The 13,730-nt window shown below is 63.8% G+C and carries 12 protein-coding genes; 8 read left to right on the top strand and 4 right to left on the bottom strand.

Annotated features, from left to right (window positions below):
* Nucleotides 1-7: 7 nt before the first annotated feature.
* Complete coding sequence (locus FIU86_RS06745) at nucleotides 8-619, top strand: transmembrane anchor protein (protein WP_152474373.1); 612 nt, start codon at nucleotides 8-10, stop codon at nucleotides 617-619.
* A 275-nt stretch (nucleotides 620-894) separates the two neighbouring features.
* On the opposite strand, the gene FIU86_RS06740 is transcribed toward FIU86_RS06745, so the two are convergent.
* A complete protein-coding gene (locus FIU86_RS06740) occupies nucleotides 895-1,710 on the bottom strand; it encodes a MauE/DoxX family redox-associated membrane protein (protein WP_254703963.1) in 816 nt (271 codons plus the stop codon).
* A 1-nt stretch (nucleotide 1,711) separates the two neighbouring features.
* On the bottom strand, nucleotides 1,712-2,173 hold the full coding sequence (locus FIU86_RS06735) for a DUF305 domain-containing protein (RefSeq protein WP_152476999.1): 462 nt from the start codon (nucleotides 2,171-2,173) through the stop codon (nucleotides 1,712-1,714).
* Between the two features lie 171 nt (nucleotides 2,174-2,344).
* Between FIU86_RS06735 and FIU86_RS06730 the strand changes: the two genes are divergently transcribed.
* On the top strand, nucleotides 2,345-2,617 hold the full coding sequence (locus tag FIU86_RS06730) for a metal-sensitive transcriptional regulator (RefSeq protein WP_302848761.1): 273 nt from the start codon (nucleotides 2,345-2,347) through the stop codon (nucleotides 2,615-2,617).
* Between the two features lie 4 nt (nucleotides 2,618-2,621).
* On the opposite strand, the gene FIU86_RS06725 is transcribed toward FIU86_RS06730, so the two are convergent.
* Nucleotides 2,622-2,912 (bottom strand): hypothetical protein, encoded by a 291-nt coding sequence (locus tag FIU86_RS06725; protein WP_152474372.1) that lies wholly within the window; start codon nucleotides 2,910-2,912, stop codon nucleotides 2,622-2,624.
* A 363-nt stretch (nucleotides 2,913-3,275) separates the two neighbouring features.
* On the opposite strand from FIU86_RS06725, the gene FIU86_RS06720 reads away from it, so the two are divergent.
* From FIU86_RS06720 to FIU86_RS06710, 3 genes are read left to right on the top strand one after another with little or no spacing between them, the layout of a single operon-like run.
* Nucleotides 3,276-3,875 (top strand): cytochrome c, encoded by a 600-nt coding sequence (locus FIU86_RS06720; protein WP_152474371.1) that lies wholly within the window; start codon nucleotides 3,276-3,278, stop codon nucleotides 3,873-3,875.
* A gap of 2 nt (nucleotides 3,876-3,877) precedes the next feature.
* Nucleotides 3,878-4,780 carry a cytochrome c gene (locus FIU86_RS06715; protein WP_152474370.1) on the top strand — a complete coding sequence of 301 codons (903 nt, stop codon included), beginning with the start codon at nucleotides 3,878-3,880 and terminating at the stop codon, nucleotides 4,778-4,780.
* A 39-nt stretch (nucleotides 4,781-4,819) separates the two neighbouring features.
* A complete protein-coding gene (locus tag FIU86_RS06710; RefSeq protein ID WP_152474369.1) occupies nucleotides 4,820-5,260 on the top strand; it encodes a cytochrome c in 441 nt (146 codons plus the stop codon).
* Between the two features lie 77 nt (nucleotides 5,261-5,337).
* On the opposite strand, the gene FIU86_RS06705 is transcribed toward FIU86_RS06710, so the two are convergent.
* A complete protein-coding gene (locus tag FIU86_RS06705; protein ID WP_152474368.1) occupies nucleotides 5,338-7,695 on the bottom strand; it encodes a heavy metal translocating P-type ATPase in 2,358 nt (785 codons plus the stop codon).
* Nucleotides 7,696-7,878: 183 nt separating this feature from the next.
* On the opposite strand from FIU86_RS06705, the gene FIU86_RS06700 reads away from it, so the two are divergent.
* From FIU86_RS06700 to FIU86_RS06690, 3 genes are all read left to right on the top strand, one after another.
* Nucleotides 7,879-8,241 (top strand): hypothetical protein, encoded by a 363-nt coding sequence (locus tag FIU86_RS06700; RefSeq protein ID WP_152474367.1) that lies wholly within the window; start codon nucleotides 7,879-7,881, stop codon nucleotides 8,239-8,241.
* 93 nt (nucleotides 8,242-8,334) lie between these two features.
* Nucleotides 8,335-10,527: an efflux RND transporter periplasmic adaptor subunit gene (locus FIU86_RS06695; RefSeq protein WP_152474366.1), complete on the top strand. Its 2,193-nt coding sequence runs from the start codon at nucleotides 8,335-8,337 to the stop codon at nucleotides 10,525-10,527.
* The gene (locus FIU86_RS06690) at nucleotides 10,524-13,703 is read left to right on the top strand and encodes an efflux RND transporter permease subunit (RefSeq protein ID WP_152474365.1); all 3,180 of its coding nucleotides are present in this window, start codon (nucleotides 10,524-10,526) and stop codon (nucleotides 13,701-13,703) included. The genes FIU86_RS06695 and FIU86_RS06690 overlap by 4 nt, the downstream gene beginning before the upstream one ends.
* Nucleotides 13,704-13,730: the final 27 nt, after the last annotated feature.

The following is a 13,730-nucleotide window of genomic DNA, read 5'->3' as shown; positions in this document are numbered from 1 at the left end:
ATATTTCATGCACAACGCACCCAAACCCAATCTCGAAGACCTGCCGACCAAGGCACAGCTTCGCCGTTCATCGATCATTGCCGGTATCGGGGCGGCGGCCATCAGCGTCATGGTCTACATGCCCGCAGAACTCGGGAAAGACCCCACTGGCGTCGGTGGCTTTCTCGGGCTGACTGAAATGGGCGAAATCAAGCAACAGCTTGCGGCAGAAGCCGCAGCGGATGCAGAGACACACGGAGAGGACTCCTCTTCGCTTATGAACGATGTTCTCGGTCTCTTCGTCGGCACGGCCCATGCCCAGGAAGCCTGGCAGGATCAGATCACCTTTACCCTCTCCCCAGGTGAATACACCGAGATCAAGGCGACGATGGATGAGGGGGCAACCCTGTTCTACGAGTGGAGTTCCGAGGGGGGTAGGATCAATTTCGATCTTCACGCCCATGCGGATGGTCAGGACGTGACCTATGAAAAAGGGCGCGGCAAAACCTCGGGCGAGGGGAGCTTCGAGACGCCTTTCGCCGGGAACCACGGCTGGTTCTGGCGAAATCGCGACGATGAGGCGGTCACCGTGACGCTTCAACTGCGCGGCGACTACAGCGCCATCGTCCGGGACGAATAAGCAAATGTCCGGCGCACGCCGAACGCAGTGTGCGTCGGGCAAAGCCAACGTTGTTGCGGGTGTGGAGAAAGCCCGTTGTCCGCACAAACATTTCACGTCCTATCAGTGGCGCATGTCTTCGCGCGACCCATTGCGGGCGTCCGGGCTGATTAAAACGCGTTTCCAAGAGCTGTCTTTAGTTCTGGCTGTAGTATCTTATTCCGCAAAAGTTCCGGATGGTAGGGCCAAATACTGTTGATGCGTCATGCTTCAAAGGTAGTTACTCCAAATCTTCGCTACCTCAAGATCTGTTCGGCAAGCATCCAAATGCCCATACCCAGCATCACCATGTTCTCCGTCAGAGAGATGAACCCCAAGGGCACGTTCGATCCGCCGCCAACGCAGGCGCAGGTCAATTCGCGTTTGTCGATGTAAACGGCCTTGAAGACGCTCCATCCACCGATCGACCCGATGAAAATGCCAACCGGTGCCACGAGCCAGATCAGTGTGCTTCCGGTACCGATCAGGCCCATCATGCCGAGACCTGCGTAAAGCTCTGCAAACGGATAGGCATATCCGTAGGGGACGTATCTCTGGGCAAGCAGGTCGTAGCCGAGGAAGCCGTTCACGAAGCCCCCGACATCCTGCAATTTCTGGATCGCAAGCGCGACCATGGACGTGGCGAAGAACCATTTGAGCCATGTCAGCACAGGGAACCCGTCGTAAAGGTTCAAAACGATCGCCAGCGCCATGAGCGCCGTGCTGGCGAAGATCGCAATGACAGGCGTATAGGTCGTGTCATCGTCGCCGAGGACGCGGTAGCCGAAGTGCTTTTTCAACTCCGTGTAGCCCCCGATCCGGTCCCCGTCGATGAAGGTCTGGGGGGTCGTCTCGACGTCGTGGGCCTGCAGGAAGGCATCAACGTCGTCGCGCGACGTCAACAGATTGTCATCGACCTTGTAGCCCTTGCGTTGCAGCATCGACAGCGACTTGAGGCCGAACGGGCAGAGATGCCCCGGCATCGCCATACGGTACAGGGATGCGGTCTTTTCTGCTCCTTTGCTTTTGTCTCGTGCGGTGTCCGGACCATCGATCATCTCCGTCGTCGTCATGTCATTCCACCTTGTTGCGTTCGGTCCCCGGTGCGGCGTCGCCGTTCTCCGAGATGTCGGCGATGTAGTTTTTCATTTCGGCGATCTCGTTGCGCTGCACCTCGACGATCGCCTCGGCCAGCGCCTGGACCCGCGGGTCGGACAGGTCGGCGCGCTCGCTGGTCAGGATCGCGATAGAGTGGTGCGGGATCATCGCCTTCATCCAGGCGACATCGCCCACCGTATCCTGCGATCGGACAAGGTAGACACCCGCCGCAACGGCAATCGCCGCGCCGATGAAGATAGTGATATTCGTCTTCCGGTTGGAATACATGCCCAGCATGAATGACAGCATGATCACGGCCATCGTTCCGCCCATGTAGAGCGCCATCCACATCCGCGTCTGCGAGAAGAAGACGTGATCGAGGGCAAAGGTATTAAGATACATCAGGCCATACATCACAACGGTCGAGGTGCCGATCATCGCCAGGAACCGGCCGTATCCACTGCTTTTTTCTTCAGCCCTATCGGGGTGCGCGGAGCTTGAAGTCGTAGTGGGGTGGTCCGGCCGTGCCATTGTCTGTCTCCTCAATATACCCATATGGGGTATAACGGACGCATTGGACGTTTGTTCCAGGAACGGGAGCACCGGCACATGAAGGCCAACAAGCAAAAGACACTGGACCGCCTGTCACGGCTCGAGGGACAGGTCCGCGGTATCGCCCAGATGGTCGAGAACGACCGCTATTGCATGGACATCCTGGCACAGACGGCTGCGATCCGGTCGGCCGTGCTGGGGGTCGAGAGACTGGTTCTGGAGAACCATGCCGCGCATTGTGTCGAGTCCGCGATCGCCAGCGGCGACCCGGAAGAGCAGCGCGCGAAGTTTGACGAGCTGATCGGTCTGTTGCAGAAGGCGTCAAGATAGAGCTTCACTGGGGCTCGCCGCGGCAGAACATCGCGATCAGCGCCAGCGCCAGAACACCGTCGATCCCAAAACAGAACGGTCCCCACATCCATGGCGCGGGGTTCTCGATGACCGATCCGGCAAACACGTTGAAAAAGCCATGCACGAGCAGCCCAGCCACTAATGTCGATGAAGAGGTTCGCGCACGGATGATGCCAGACGCGAGCTGGTGACCGCCGCTATCGGTCGGCTGCGTATTGACAACCCATGCGATCGAAAGACATGATTTCGATATGAGAGTTGCTGCATATCGCATGGCGCTATTGGCCGGATGGCTGACGATCGCCTTTGTTGGCGTTCTTGTAGCAACGACCGCGCCTGCGTCCGCGCATCCGGATCGGATGCACGAGCCCGCCGCGGCGTCTGAGCCCCATGCGACGGGCGAAGATATGACAACGGTCGACACCTGTTGTCACAAGGCCGGCACCTGTGTCGTGCAATTTGTTCAGTTCAGCCCGGCCACAGGGCCGCTGGAAGGTCCTCTCACTATGTTGCGACGCGACATGGCCGTGTATCGACACGCCTCCCTCTCCTCGGCAACTGATCCTCCCCCACCGCGAGCCTGACCGATGGACATCTGCCCCTCGGGGTGAACTCTATCGGAAAAGGGAAATCAGGAATGACATTCAGACAATTGGTACTTGGCGGGGCCGCCATCGCGAGCCTTTCCGCCGCGGCATTCGCGCACTCGGGCGCCACCGGCGTGGTCAAGGAGCGTATGGACGCGATGAAATCCATGGGTGACGCGATCAAGCGCATAAAGCCGATGATGTCCGGCGAGGTCGGCTATGATGAAGCCGCTGTGCGAGAGGCCGCGCAGGTCATCGCCGCCGAGGCGGGCAAGGCCATGACCGGCAAGTTCCCGGAGGGTTCGACCGAGCATCCGTCCGAAACCCTGCCGCGCACCTGTGAGGAATGGGACCGCTTCAGCACCCTCGCAACCCAACTGGAAAAGGCGGCGCAGGGGCTTGCCCTTGCTGCGGGCAACGGGCTGCATGGCGACGGCCACATGATGGGCGGCCAGTCCGGGATGATGGGCGGCAACATGATGGGGGATAGCTCCGGCATGATGGGGGGCGGCATGATGATGGGCGACGGCGCCATGCCCGAGGGGATGACCGCCGAGCGTATCGGCCAGATGCCCACCGATGGGGCCTTCATGATGGTGACGCAAACTTGTTCGGCCTGTCATGATCGCTATCGGCAGGACGACGACTGACCATGTACCGCAGTTTTCGTGTTCTAATCGGCCTCGCCGCGCTGGCGGGGCTGGGCGGTGCGTCGCTGGCCGTCTGGCCGATCGGTGAAGCGCCCGACCTGACCGAGCGCGAAGGTGACGCGCAAAGGGGCGCCTACCTCGCCCGGGCCGGGGGCTGCATTGCCTGCCATTCCGATGCCGGCTCGGGCCGTCCGGCCCTGACCGGCGGGGCGCCCATCGAAACCGGCTTTGGCCGGTTCGTGCCGCCCAACATCACCCCGCATGACACCGCAGGTATCGGCGCGTGGACAATCGACGATTTCGCCCGCGCCGTGCGGCAGGGCGTGGCCCCGGACGGGGATCCCTACTACCCGGCCTTTCCCTATGCCTTCTACGGCGATCTGAGCGACCAGGACATCGCCGACCTCTGGGCGGCGTTCCAGGGGGTGGGACCGCAGGAGGTGACGGCGGGCGGGAACGAGATCGCCTTCCCGTTCAACCTGCGCTTCGGCCTGAAGTTGTGGCGGGCAGCCTATGCCAAGGGCCCGGCGACGGCGGCGGATCCTGACAGGTCCGACGCCTGGAACCGGGGACGGTGGCTGGTCAACGGGCTGGCCCATTGCGGCGCGTGCCATACCGACCGCAACTTTCTGGGCGGGCGGCGACCTGAGCAATATCTCTCTGGGAGCGACGACCTGCCGGACGGAGGCAAGGCCCCGCCGATCCGACCCGGTGGCCTGCGCGAGTCAGGCTGGACCGTGTCCTCGCTGGCCTTCGGGCTGAAGTCGGGCGTGATGCCGGATGGCGACACATTCGGCACTGGCATGGGCGAGGTCGTGCGCGACGGAACCGCTTGGCTGTCTCAAGCCGACCGTGAAGCTATGGCCGCTTACCTGCTGGATGAAGACCCACCCACGGATAACTGACGCGGCCCCGAACGGGACAGCGTCCGGAAAGGAATGACCATGAACAGAACGCTTATCATCGGCGCGGTGGCGGCACTTGTCGGGGCCGCCGCGGTCTATTTCACGAACACCGGCGGAGGCGAGACCACCTCCGGCACCGGGGTCGTCCCGGCGCAGGGCGCGGCCATGGTGGAGGTCGCTTTGCCCCAGACACTGTCGCAGACCGCGCAATTGGGCCAGACCGCCTTTGACTCCGCATGTGCCGAGTGCCACGGCACGAACGCCGCCGGGAGGATAGGCAATGGACCGCCGTTGATTCACAAGGTCTATGAGCCTTCGCATCACAGCGACATGGCATTTCACCTGGCGGTGCAGAACGGGGTGCGCGCGCATCACTGGAAATTCGGCAACATGCCGGCGCAAGAGGGCCTGACCCGCGGCGACGTGGACGCGATCGTCGCCTATATCCGCGAGGTTCAGCAGGCCAACGGAATCAACTGACGCCGTTATGATAGAATATCAGACCTGCCGGATCTGTCGCCGGCAGGCCGTGCCCCGCTCGGCTTACGGAGTGTTGGTCAGAGCCTTACCCCGCGCAACCGAAGCGCATTGCCGATCACCGAGACGGACGACAGGGACATCGCCGCCGCCGCGATCATCGGCGAGAGCAGGAGGCCGAAGACCGGGTATAGGATACCCGCCGCGACCGGTACGCCGGCGGCGTTGTAAACGAAGGCAAAGAACAGATTCTGCTTGATGTTGCGCAAGGTGGCGCGGGCCAGCTTGCGCGCTCGGACGATCCCCGTCAGATCCCCCGACAACAGCGTTATGCCGGCGCTTTCCACCGCCACGTCGGCGCCTGTGCCCATCGCGATGCCCACATCCGCCGCCGCCAGAGCGGGTGCATCGTTCACGCCGTCCCCTGCCATGGCGACCAGTGCGCCCGCAGCGTGAAGCTCATCTACCAGCGCTTTCTTGTCCTCCGGCAAGGCACCCGCGCGGACGTCGTCGATACCCAGCTTGGCAGCCACCGCCTCGGCGGTGCGCTGGTTGTCGCCCGTTGCCATGATCACCCGCAAACCTTGGGCGTGCAGATCGCGGATCGCGGCTTCGGTGGTGTCCTTGATCGGGTCGGCCACGGCGACGATCCCTGCCAGGGTGCCGCCGATGGCGATGAACATCGCGGTCTTGCCCTCGGCGCGGAGTGTGTCTGCCGTTTCTTCGGCGCCGCTTGTATCTACGCCAAGGCTTTCCATCATCGCCGGATTGCCGAGCGCCACCTCGCTTTCATCGACCCGGCCCCTAACGCCCTTGCCGGTGATAGCCTCGAAATCGCTGGCCCGTGCGGGCTTCAGCCCACGGTCTCGCGCGCCGGACACGATGGCCTCCGCCAACGGGTGCTCGGAGCCCATCTCCAGCGCGGCGGCGACGGCCAGCACGTCTTCCTCGTTGCGATCCGACAGGGTGACTACGTCGGTCAGGCGCGGTCGCCCCTCGGTCAGGGTGCCGGTCTTGTCGACGATGAGCGTATCGACCTTGGACATGCGTTCGAGCGCCTGCGCATCCTTGATTAGAACGCCGGCCTGTGCCCCGCGTCCGGCGGCGGTGGTGATCGAGATCGGGGTGGCGAGACCCAGCGCGCAGGGACAGGCGATGATCAGCACCGAAACCGCCGAGACGATGGCGAAGGCCAGCGCCGGGTCCGGCCCTACCGCCAGCCAGGTGCCGAAAGCGATCACGGCGACGGCCACGACTGTCGGCACGAAGATCTCCGACACATTGTCGGCAAGGCCCTGGATTGGCGCCTTGGAGCGCCGCGCGCCCGCGACCATGTCGACGATCTGCGCCAGCACGGTATCGGCGCCCACCTGCGTGGCCCGGATCGCAAGGGTTCCGTTCTTGTTGATCGTGCCGCCGGTGACGCGATCGCCCTCGGTCTTTTCCACCGGCACCGGCTCACCCGTGATCATGCTTTCATCGACCGAGGAGTGCCCCTCGGTCACCTCGGCATCGACCGGCACGCTGTCACCGGGACGTACGCGAAGCATGTCGCCCTCGACCACGTTTTCCAGCGGCGCGTCGTATTCCGAACCGTCCGGCAGGATGCGACGGGCGGTCTTGGGTGCAAGATCCATCAATGCCCGGATCGCGTCGCCTGTGCGCTCACGGGCGCGCAGTTCCAGAACCTGCCCCACGAAGATCAGCGTGACGATGACCACCGCCGCTTCGTAATAGGTTCCGACGCCGGCGCCCATGCGGTATTCCTGCGGAAAGATCCCCGGCGCGAAGGTGGCGAAAAGCGAGTAGAGGTAGGCCGCGCCCACGCCCAGCGAAATCAGCGTCCACATATTGGGAGACAGGTTTCGGATTGAGTCGACTCCGCGTTTGAAGAAAGGCTGAGCGGCCCAGAAGACAATCGGCGTGGCCAGCGCGAATTCGATGTAGACCGAAAGTTGGTGACCCAGCCAGTCTCGCAGGTTGAGGCCGACCATTTCCCCCATCGTCAGCACCATGAGGGGCACCGCCGCCGCGGCACTGACCCAGAGGCGGCGGGTAAAGTCGTTCAGTTCCTCGCTGGGCTCGTCGCTGGGCACCATCGGCTCGAGCGCCATGCCGCAGATCGGGCAGGCCCCGGGTTCGTCGCGGATGATTTCGGGATGCATCGGGCAGGTCCATTGCGTGCCTTGCGCCACATTGCCCTTGGCCTTTTTGGCGTTGCCGGACGCATAGAAATAGGGATCGTTGCTGAACTTCTCCTGGCAACCGTCGGAGCAGAAATGGAAGCTTTGCCCATCATAATTTTCGGTGCGGGTCTTGTCGGTGACCTGGACGGTCATTCCGCAGACCGGGTCCGTTGCGGTATCGGCCCCGGCGGGACCATCGTTGCCGTGATCGTGGTGATGATGGGGGTGATCGTGGTTTGCATGCCCGGTCATGGCTGTCTCCTTGTCCCTGGCAGCTTATGTAAGGTTTCCAGTCACTGGAGGGTCAAGGCCGGACGAAAAAAATCGCAAAGCAACGGTCGGAATCCTTCAGATCACGAAAAATTGGGGTGGCGATCTTTGCTTTGTGGGTGGTTTGACTGGACAGTCGTGGAAAGCCCGGTATTTTCTGGCGTCATGAGACAGTTGCGGGCCGCTCTTGCCAAATGCCTGATGGTCGTGCTCATGGCGATGTTCGTCATGGGCTCGTTTGGCATGGGCGCCGCCGGTGCGGCGGCGGCAACGGCTGAGCCCGCGCACATGATGGACCACGCAGGCCCGTCCGCCAGAGATTGTCCGACGATGGACGAGACGGATGCGCCGATGCAGAAAGGCCATGCGGCCTGCACGATGACGGTCTGCTGTTTCTCCGAAGGGCCCGATTTCCGCGCGATCCGGCCGGAGGCGCAGATTCTGCCCGCCAGCTACCTGCTGTCCATCGAGGACCGGCTGACTCAGGCGGAACCCGAGCGCGCCAAGAAACCCCCAAAACACGCCTGATCCCTTGATCGGAATGGTCCGGGCGCCTTGCGGCGACCGGGCACCCTTGTTGCTGCGGCGCGCCCGCGGGACGCCAAGAGACAGGTATGTGATATGCGTGGACGATATTTCGCGCTGGCGATCATGGCGCTCGCCGCTGGAGGCGCCGGTGGTGTGCTGTATGAGCGCGAGCGGATGACCCAGACGATGGATGCGGGCGATGATGGTGACAAGATCCTCTATTGGGTCGCGCCGATGGACCCGAATTTCCGCAAGGATGGCCCGGGCAAGTCGCCGATGGGCATGGACCTCGTCCCTGTCTACGAGGGCCAGGAACCCTCGGGCGACCCCGAGGAGGTGACGCTGTCGGCCGCCGAGGTGAACACCATCGGGGTGCGCACCGCCGTGGCGCGGGTCGAGGATATAGCGCACCGAATCGATACGGTGGGATTCGTCGATTACGACGAGCACGAAACCAGCCATATCCATACCCGCGTCGAAGGATGGATCGAGCGGCTGGAAGTGCGCGCCGTGGGCGACGAGGTCTCCGAGGGCGACCTGCTGTTTGAGCTCTACGCTCCCGAGATCACCATCGGCAGTTCTGAGCTGCTGCGGGCCACACGGTCGGGCGATGCCGACGAGATCGCAATCGCCCGGACAAAGCTGATGAATTTCGGTGTCAGCGCCCGCCAGATCGACGAGATGGCGCAGGCGGAACGCCCGGCGCAGCGCGTGCGGTTCTATGCGCCCCAGGATGGTGTGGTCTTCGTGCTCGACGCCGCCGATGGCATGTACCTGCGGCCCGACACACGGGCGATGTCGCTGGCCGATACCTCCTCCGTCTGGCTGCTGGTGGACGTGTTCGAGCGGGACATGACGCTCTTGTCGGACGACATGCGCGCCGAGGCCCGGTTCGATCACCTGCCGGGGCAGGTCTTTACCGGCGAGATCGACTATATCTTTCCGGAACTCGACGCCGAGACGCGGACGCTGCAGGTGCGTCTGCGGTTCGACAATAAAGAGGGTCTATTGCGGCCCAACATGTTCGCCAAGGTTGCGCTTGTGCCGAACGAGGCGCGACAGGCCCTGACCGTGCCGTCCGAGGCGGTGATCCGCACCGGCCGCGCCGAACGCGTGATCCTGCGCCTGGCCGACGGCAGTTTCCGCCCCCGGCTGGTGACGACCGGATTGCGCGGCGGATTTGCCGAGGGACGGCGCACCGAGATTGTGCAGGGTCTGGCCCCGGGGGACGAGGTCGTGGCCTCGGCCCAGTTCCTGATCGACAGCGAAAGTGCCCTGAACGCCGGGATGATGCGTTTTGCCCCTACCGATGCGGAACCGGCCATCGGCAAGGGCGTCCTGCTGTCGCTGGACCCTGAAACGCGCCGCGCGCGGATCGCGCACGCACCGATCGAGGCAATGGGCTGGCCTGCGATGGAGACCGAGTTTGCCCTGCGCTCGGATGTCTACCTTGAGGACCTGACCGAGGGGCAGGACGTGGAATTCGAAGCGGTGCGCGGGGCAGACGGGCTGATTGCGCTGACGCGCCTGGGGCGGGATGACGGGGTGGATGCCACCGGCGAGGGCGTGGTTCATGCCGTCACGCCCGAGGGCAAGCTGACCGTCAGCCATGATCCGATCCCGGCGCTTGGCTGGCCCGCGATGAAGATGGACCTGGACGTGCAGGGCGTCGATACCGCCGCGATCCCGCTGGGCGAGCCAGTTTCGTTTGACCTGTCCGCAGGAGAGGATGGCATGGCCGTCATCGTGGCCGTAAGGTCCGGGGGCGCAGAGGCCGAGCCAGCGCCCGAGATAGCGGAGGCCGGACCGCAAGAGAACGCCGCGCCGCCGATCACCGTCGAGGGTCGTATCGAGGCGATCGATGCCGAAACCGGCATGGCAACCATCGCGCACGGACCCATTGCCGAGATCGGCATGCCGGGCATGACGATGGATTTTGCCCTGACCGATACGCTCGACCCGGCGAATCTGCCCCTGGAGCAGGAGGTGACGCTGACCTTCCTGCGGCCAGATGGCCTGACGATGGTGTTGGCGGCAGTAGAGGCCAAACCCGAACCGATGACCGTCACCGGCACGATCAATAGCGTCGACGCCGAGACGGGCATGGCCAATATCACCCATGGACCGATCGCCGATATCGGGATGCCGGGGATGACCATGGATTTCGCCCTCGCGGGGGATCTCGATCCGGCAGGCTTGCCTGTCGGCCAAGAAACCGGACTTTTGCTGATGCAGGGGCCTGACATGACCCTTTCGCTCGCCGGCACAGTGGATCTGGGCCAATGATCCCCGCCATCATCCGCTGGTCCATCGCCAACCGCTTCATCGTGATCGTGCTGGCGCTCTTCCTTGGGGCCGCCGGGGTCTGGGCGCTGCGCAGCACGCCGGTCGATGCGATTCCCGATCTTTCGGACGTACAGGTCATCATCAAGACACCCTACGCCGGTCAAGCCCCGCAGGTGGTCGAAGACCAGGTCACCTATCCGATCACCACCGCCATGCTGTCCGTACCGGGGGCGGTGGACGTGCGCGGCTTTTCCTTTTTCGGCGACAGCTATGTCTATGTCGTCTTCGAGGATGGCACCGATCTTTACTGGGCCCGGTCACGGGTGCTGGAGTATCTTGCGCAGGTGCAATCGCGCCTGCCTGCCGGAGTGAACCCGGAGCTTGGCCCCGATGCCACCGGCGTCGGCTGGATCTATCAATACGTGCTGGTCGACCGCACCGGTGGGCATGACCTGTCGCAGCTGCGCACGTTGCAGGACTGGTTCCTGAAATTCGAATTGCAGACCATTGAGGGCGTTTCCGAGGTCGCCACCATCGGCGGCATGGTCAAGCAGTACCAGGTGGTCGTCGACCCCGACAAGCTGCGCGCATTCGACATCCCGCTGGCCACCTTGCGCGCCGCCATCGGCGAGGCCAACCGCGAAAGCGGCGGCAGCGTGATTGAGATGGCCGAGGCCGAATACATGGTCCGCGCCACCGGCTATGTCGACAGCATCGAGGACCTGTCCGAGATCCCCCTGATGGTCAACGACCGGGGCGCGGCTGTCACGCTGGGGGACGTGGCCGAGATCCGGCTGGGGCCGCAGATGCGGCGCGGCGTGGGCGAGTTCAACGGCGAGGGCGACGCGGTGGGTGCGGTGATCGTCATGCGGTGGGGCGAGAACGCGCTGGCGACGATCAACGCGGTCGAAGACAAGATCGACGAGCTGCGCGGCTCGCTGCCCGAGGGCGTGGAGATTGTCACCACCTACGACCGCTCGGGCGTGATCGAACGGGCCATCGACAACCTGCAAAAGAAGCTGACCGAGGAATTCATCGTCGTCATCCTTGTCTGCGGTGCCTTCCTGCTGCATCTGCGCTCGTCCCTGGTGATCGTGCTCTTTTTGCCGCTGGGCGTGCTGGCCGCCTTTGCCGTGATGCGCCTGCAGGGGGTCAATGCCAACATCATGTCGCTGGGCGGGATCGCCATCGCCATCGGCGCCATGGTGGATGCCGCCGTGGTGATGATCGAGGCGATGCACCGAAAGATGGAGGGCAAGCGCCTGTCCTCCGAGGAACGATGGCAAGCCGCGCGCGACGCGGCCGCCGAAGTGGGGCCGGCGCTGTTCTATTCGCTGGCAATCATCACGATCAGCTTCCTGCCCGTCTTCGTGCTGGAATCGCAGGAAGGGCGGCTCTTCAAGCCACTGGCCTTCACCAAGACCTACGCGATGGCCGGTGCCGCGATCCTGTCGATCACGCTGGTGCCTGTGCTGATGGGCTACTTCATCAGGGGTAAGATCGTGGCCGAGCGGCGTAACCCGCTGAACGTGGCTTGCCAGTGGATCTATCGCCCGTTCCTCGATGCCGCCGTGGCCTGGCCCTGGGCGACGGTCCTGCTGGCCGCCGCACTCGTGGCCTCGATGGCGCATCCGCTGCAACGGCTGGGCACCGAGTTCATGCCGGAGCTGAACGAGGGTGATTTCCTTTACATGCCGTCGCTCTATCCCGGTGTCTCCATCGGCAAGGCGCGCGAGGTGCTGCAACAGACCAACCGGATGATCGCGCAGGTGCCCGAGGTGGAAACCGTGCATGGCAAGCTGGGCCGGGCCGACACGGCAACCGACCCCGCGCCGCTGACCATGATCGAAACGACGATCCAGCTGAAACCGCGGGAAGAGTGGCGACCGGGTGTCGGCATGGACGACATCCGCAACGAACTGGACGCCCGCGTGCAAGTGCCCGGCGTCACCAATGTCTGGATCCAGCCGATCAAGAACCGGATCGACATGCTGGCCACCGGGGTCAAGACGCCCGTGGGGGTCAAGGTCTCGGGCGCCGACCTGACCGTGATCGAAGAGATTGCCGTGGCGGTCGAACAGGCCGTGGCAGACATCCCCGGCACCGCCTCGGCCTATGCCGAGCGACCCGTGGGCGGTCGGTTCATCGAGATCGACATCGACCGCGCGGCGGCAGCCCGCTACGCCCTGTCGATCGAGGACGTGCAAGAGGTGGTGCAGACGGCCATCGGCGGGCAGACCATCGCGGAATCCGTTGAGGGGCTGGAACGCTTCCCGATCAACCTGCGCTATCCGCGTGACTGGCGAGACAGCCCAGACAGGCTGGACGATCTGCCCATCGTCACGCCTTCGGGCGCGCATATCCCGCTGGGGGCCGTGGCCGATGTGAAGCTGGTCGACGGCCCCGGAATGATCCGGTCCGAAAACGCCCGGCGCACCGGCTTTGTCTTCATCGACATTGCCGGGCGCGACCTTGGCACATACGTGGCCGAGGCACAGCAGGTGGTGGCGGACAATGTCAAGCTGCCGCCGGGCTATTCCATCGCCTGGTCTGGCCAGTACGAGTATATCGAGCGCGTGCAGGAACGTCTGGGCCTGGTGGCGCCGGCGACCCTGATGATTATCACGCTGATGCTGTTCCTGGCCTTCAACCGGGTGACGGAAGTGGCGATCATCCTGCTGGCGCTGCCCGTGGCGCTGGCCGGGGGCGTGTGGCTGATCTTCTATCTCGGCTACGCCGTGTCGGTCGCCGTGCTGGTGGGCTTCATCGCTCTCGCCGGCGTGGCGGTTGAGACGGCCATCGTGATGCTGCTCTACCTCAACTTGGCCTGGGACCGGCGAGTTCTGGCCGCCAAAGAACAGGACCGCGAGGTCAATCGCGACGACATCGAGACGGCGGTGTTCGAGGGGGCTCTTTTGCGCCTGCGGCCCAAGCTGATGACCGTCGCGACCATCTTCGCCGGTCTCATCCCGATCATGTATGGCGACGGCACCGGGTCCGAGGTGATGCAGCGCATCGCCGCGCCGATGATCGGTGGTATGGCCACCGCGACCATCCTGACGCTCTTCGTGATCCCGTCGATCTTCGTCATCTGGAAACGTTTCACCCTGGGGCGGGTCAACCGGCAGATGTTGCAGCCCGTCCGTCCCTTCCACTCCCCCCAGCCCGGCGAATGACCGGGCACCACATGCGCAAAAGGAGAA

Origin of the sequence: Roseovarius sp. THAF9, from assembly GCF_009363715.1 — a bacterium.
Lineage (GTDB): Bacteria > Pseudomonadota > Alphaproteobacteria > Rhodobacterales > Rhodobacteraceae > Roseovarius.
The sequence above is the reverse complement of the archived record's forward strand: the minus strand, read 5'-3'. Positions and strand labels throughout refer to the sequence as shown.

Coding starts and splice junctions, on each gene's coding strand:
- FIU86_RS06745 (WP_152474373.1), top strand. CDS start 8: ATGCACAACGCACCCAAACCCAATCTCGAAGACCTGCCGACCAAGGCA.
- FIU86_RS06740 (WP_254703963.1), bottom strand. CDS start 1,710: ATGACGACGACGGAGATGATCGATGGTCCGGACACCGCACGAGACAAA.
- FIU86_RS06735 (WP_152476999.1), bottom strand. CDS start 2,173: ATGATCGGCACCTCGACCGTTGTGATGTATGGCCTGATGTATCTTAAT.
- FIU86_RS06730 (WP_302848761.1), top strand. CDS start 2,345: ATGAAGGCCAACAAGCAAAAGACACTGGACCGCCTGTCACGGCTCGAG.
- FIU86_RS06725 (WP_152474372.1), bottom strand. CDS start 2,912: ATGCGATATGCAGCAACTCTCATATCGAAATCATGTCTTTCGATCGCA.
- FIU86_RS06720 (WP_152474371.1), top strand. CDS start 3,276: ATGACATTCAGACAATTGGTACTTGGCGGGGCCGCCATCGCGAGCCTT.
- FIU86_RS06715 (WP_152474370.1), top strand. CDS start 3,878: ATGTACCGCAGTTTTCGTGTTCTAATCGGCCTCGCCGCGCTGGCGGGG.
- FIU86_RS06710 (WP_152474369.1), top strand. CDS start 4,820: ATGAACAGAACGCTTATCATCGGCGCGGTGGCGGCACTTGTCGGGGCC.
- FIU86_RS06705 (WP_152474368.1), bottom strand. CDS start 7,695: ATGACCGGGCATGCAAACCACGATCACCCCCATCATCACCACGATCAC.
- FIU86_RS06700 (WP_152474367.1), top strand. CDS start 7,879: ATGAGACAGTTGCGGGCCGCTCTTGCCAAATGCCTGATGGTCGTGCTC.
- FIU86_RS06695 (WP_152474366.1), top strand. CDS start 8,335: ATGCGTGGACGATATTTCGCGCTGGCGATCATGGCGCTCGCCGCTGGA.
- FIU86_RS06690 (WP_152474365.1), top strand. CDS start 10,524: ATGATCCCCGCCATCATCCGCTGGTCCATCGCCAACCGCTTCATCGTG.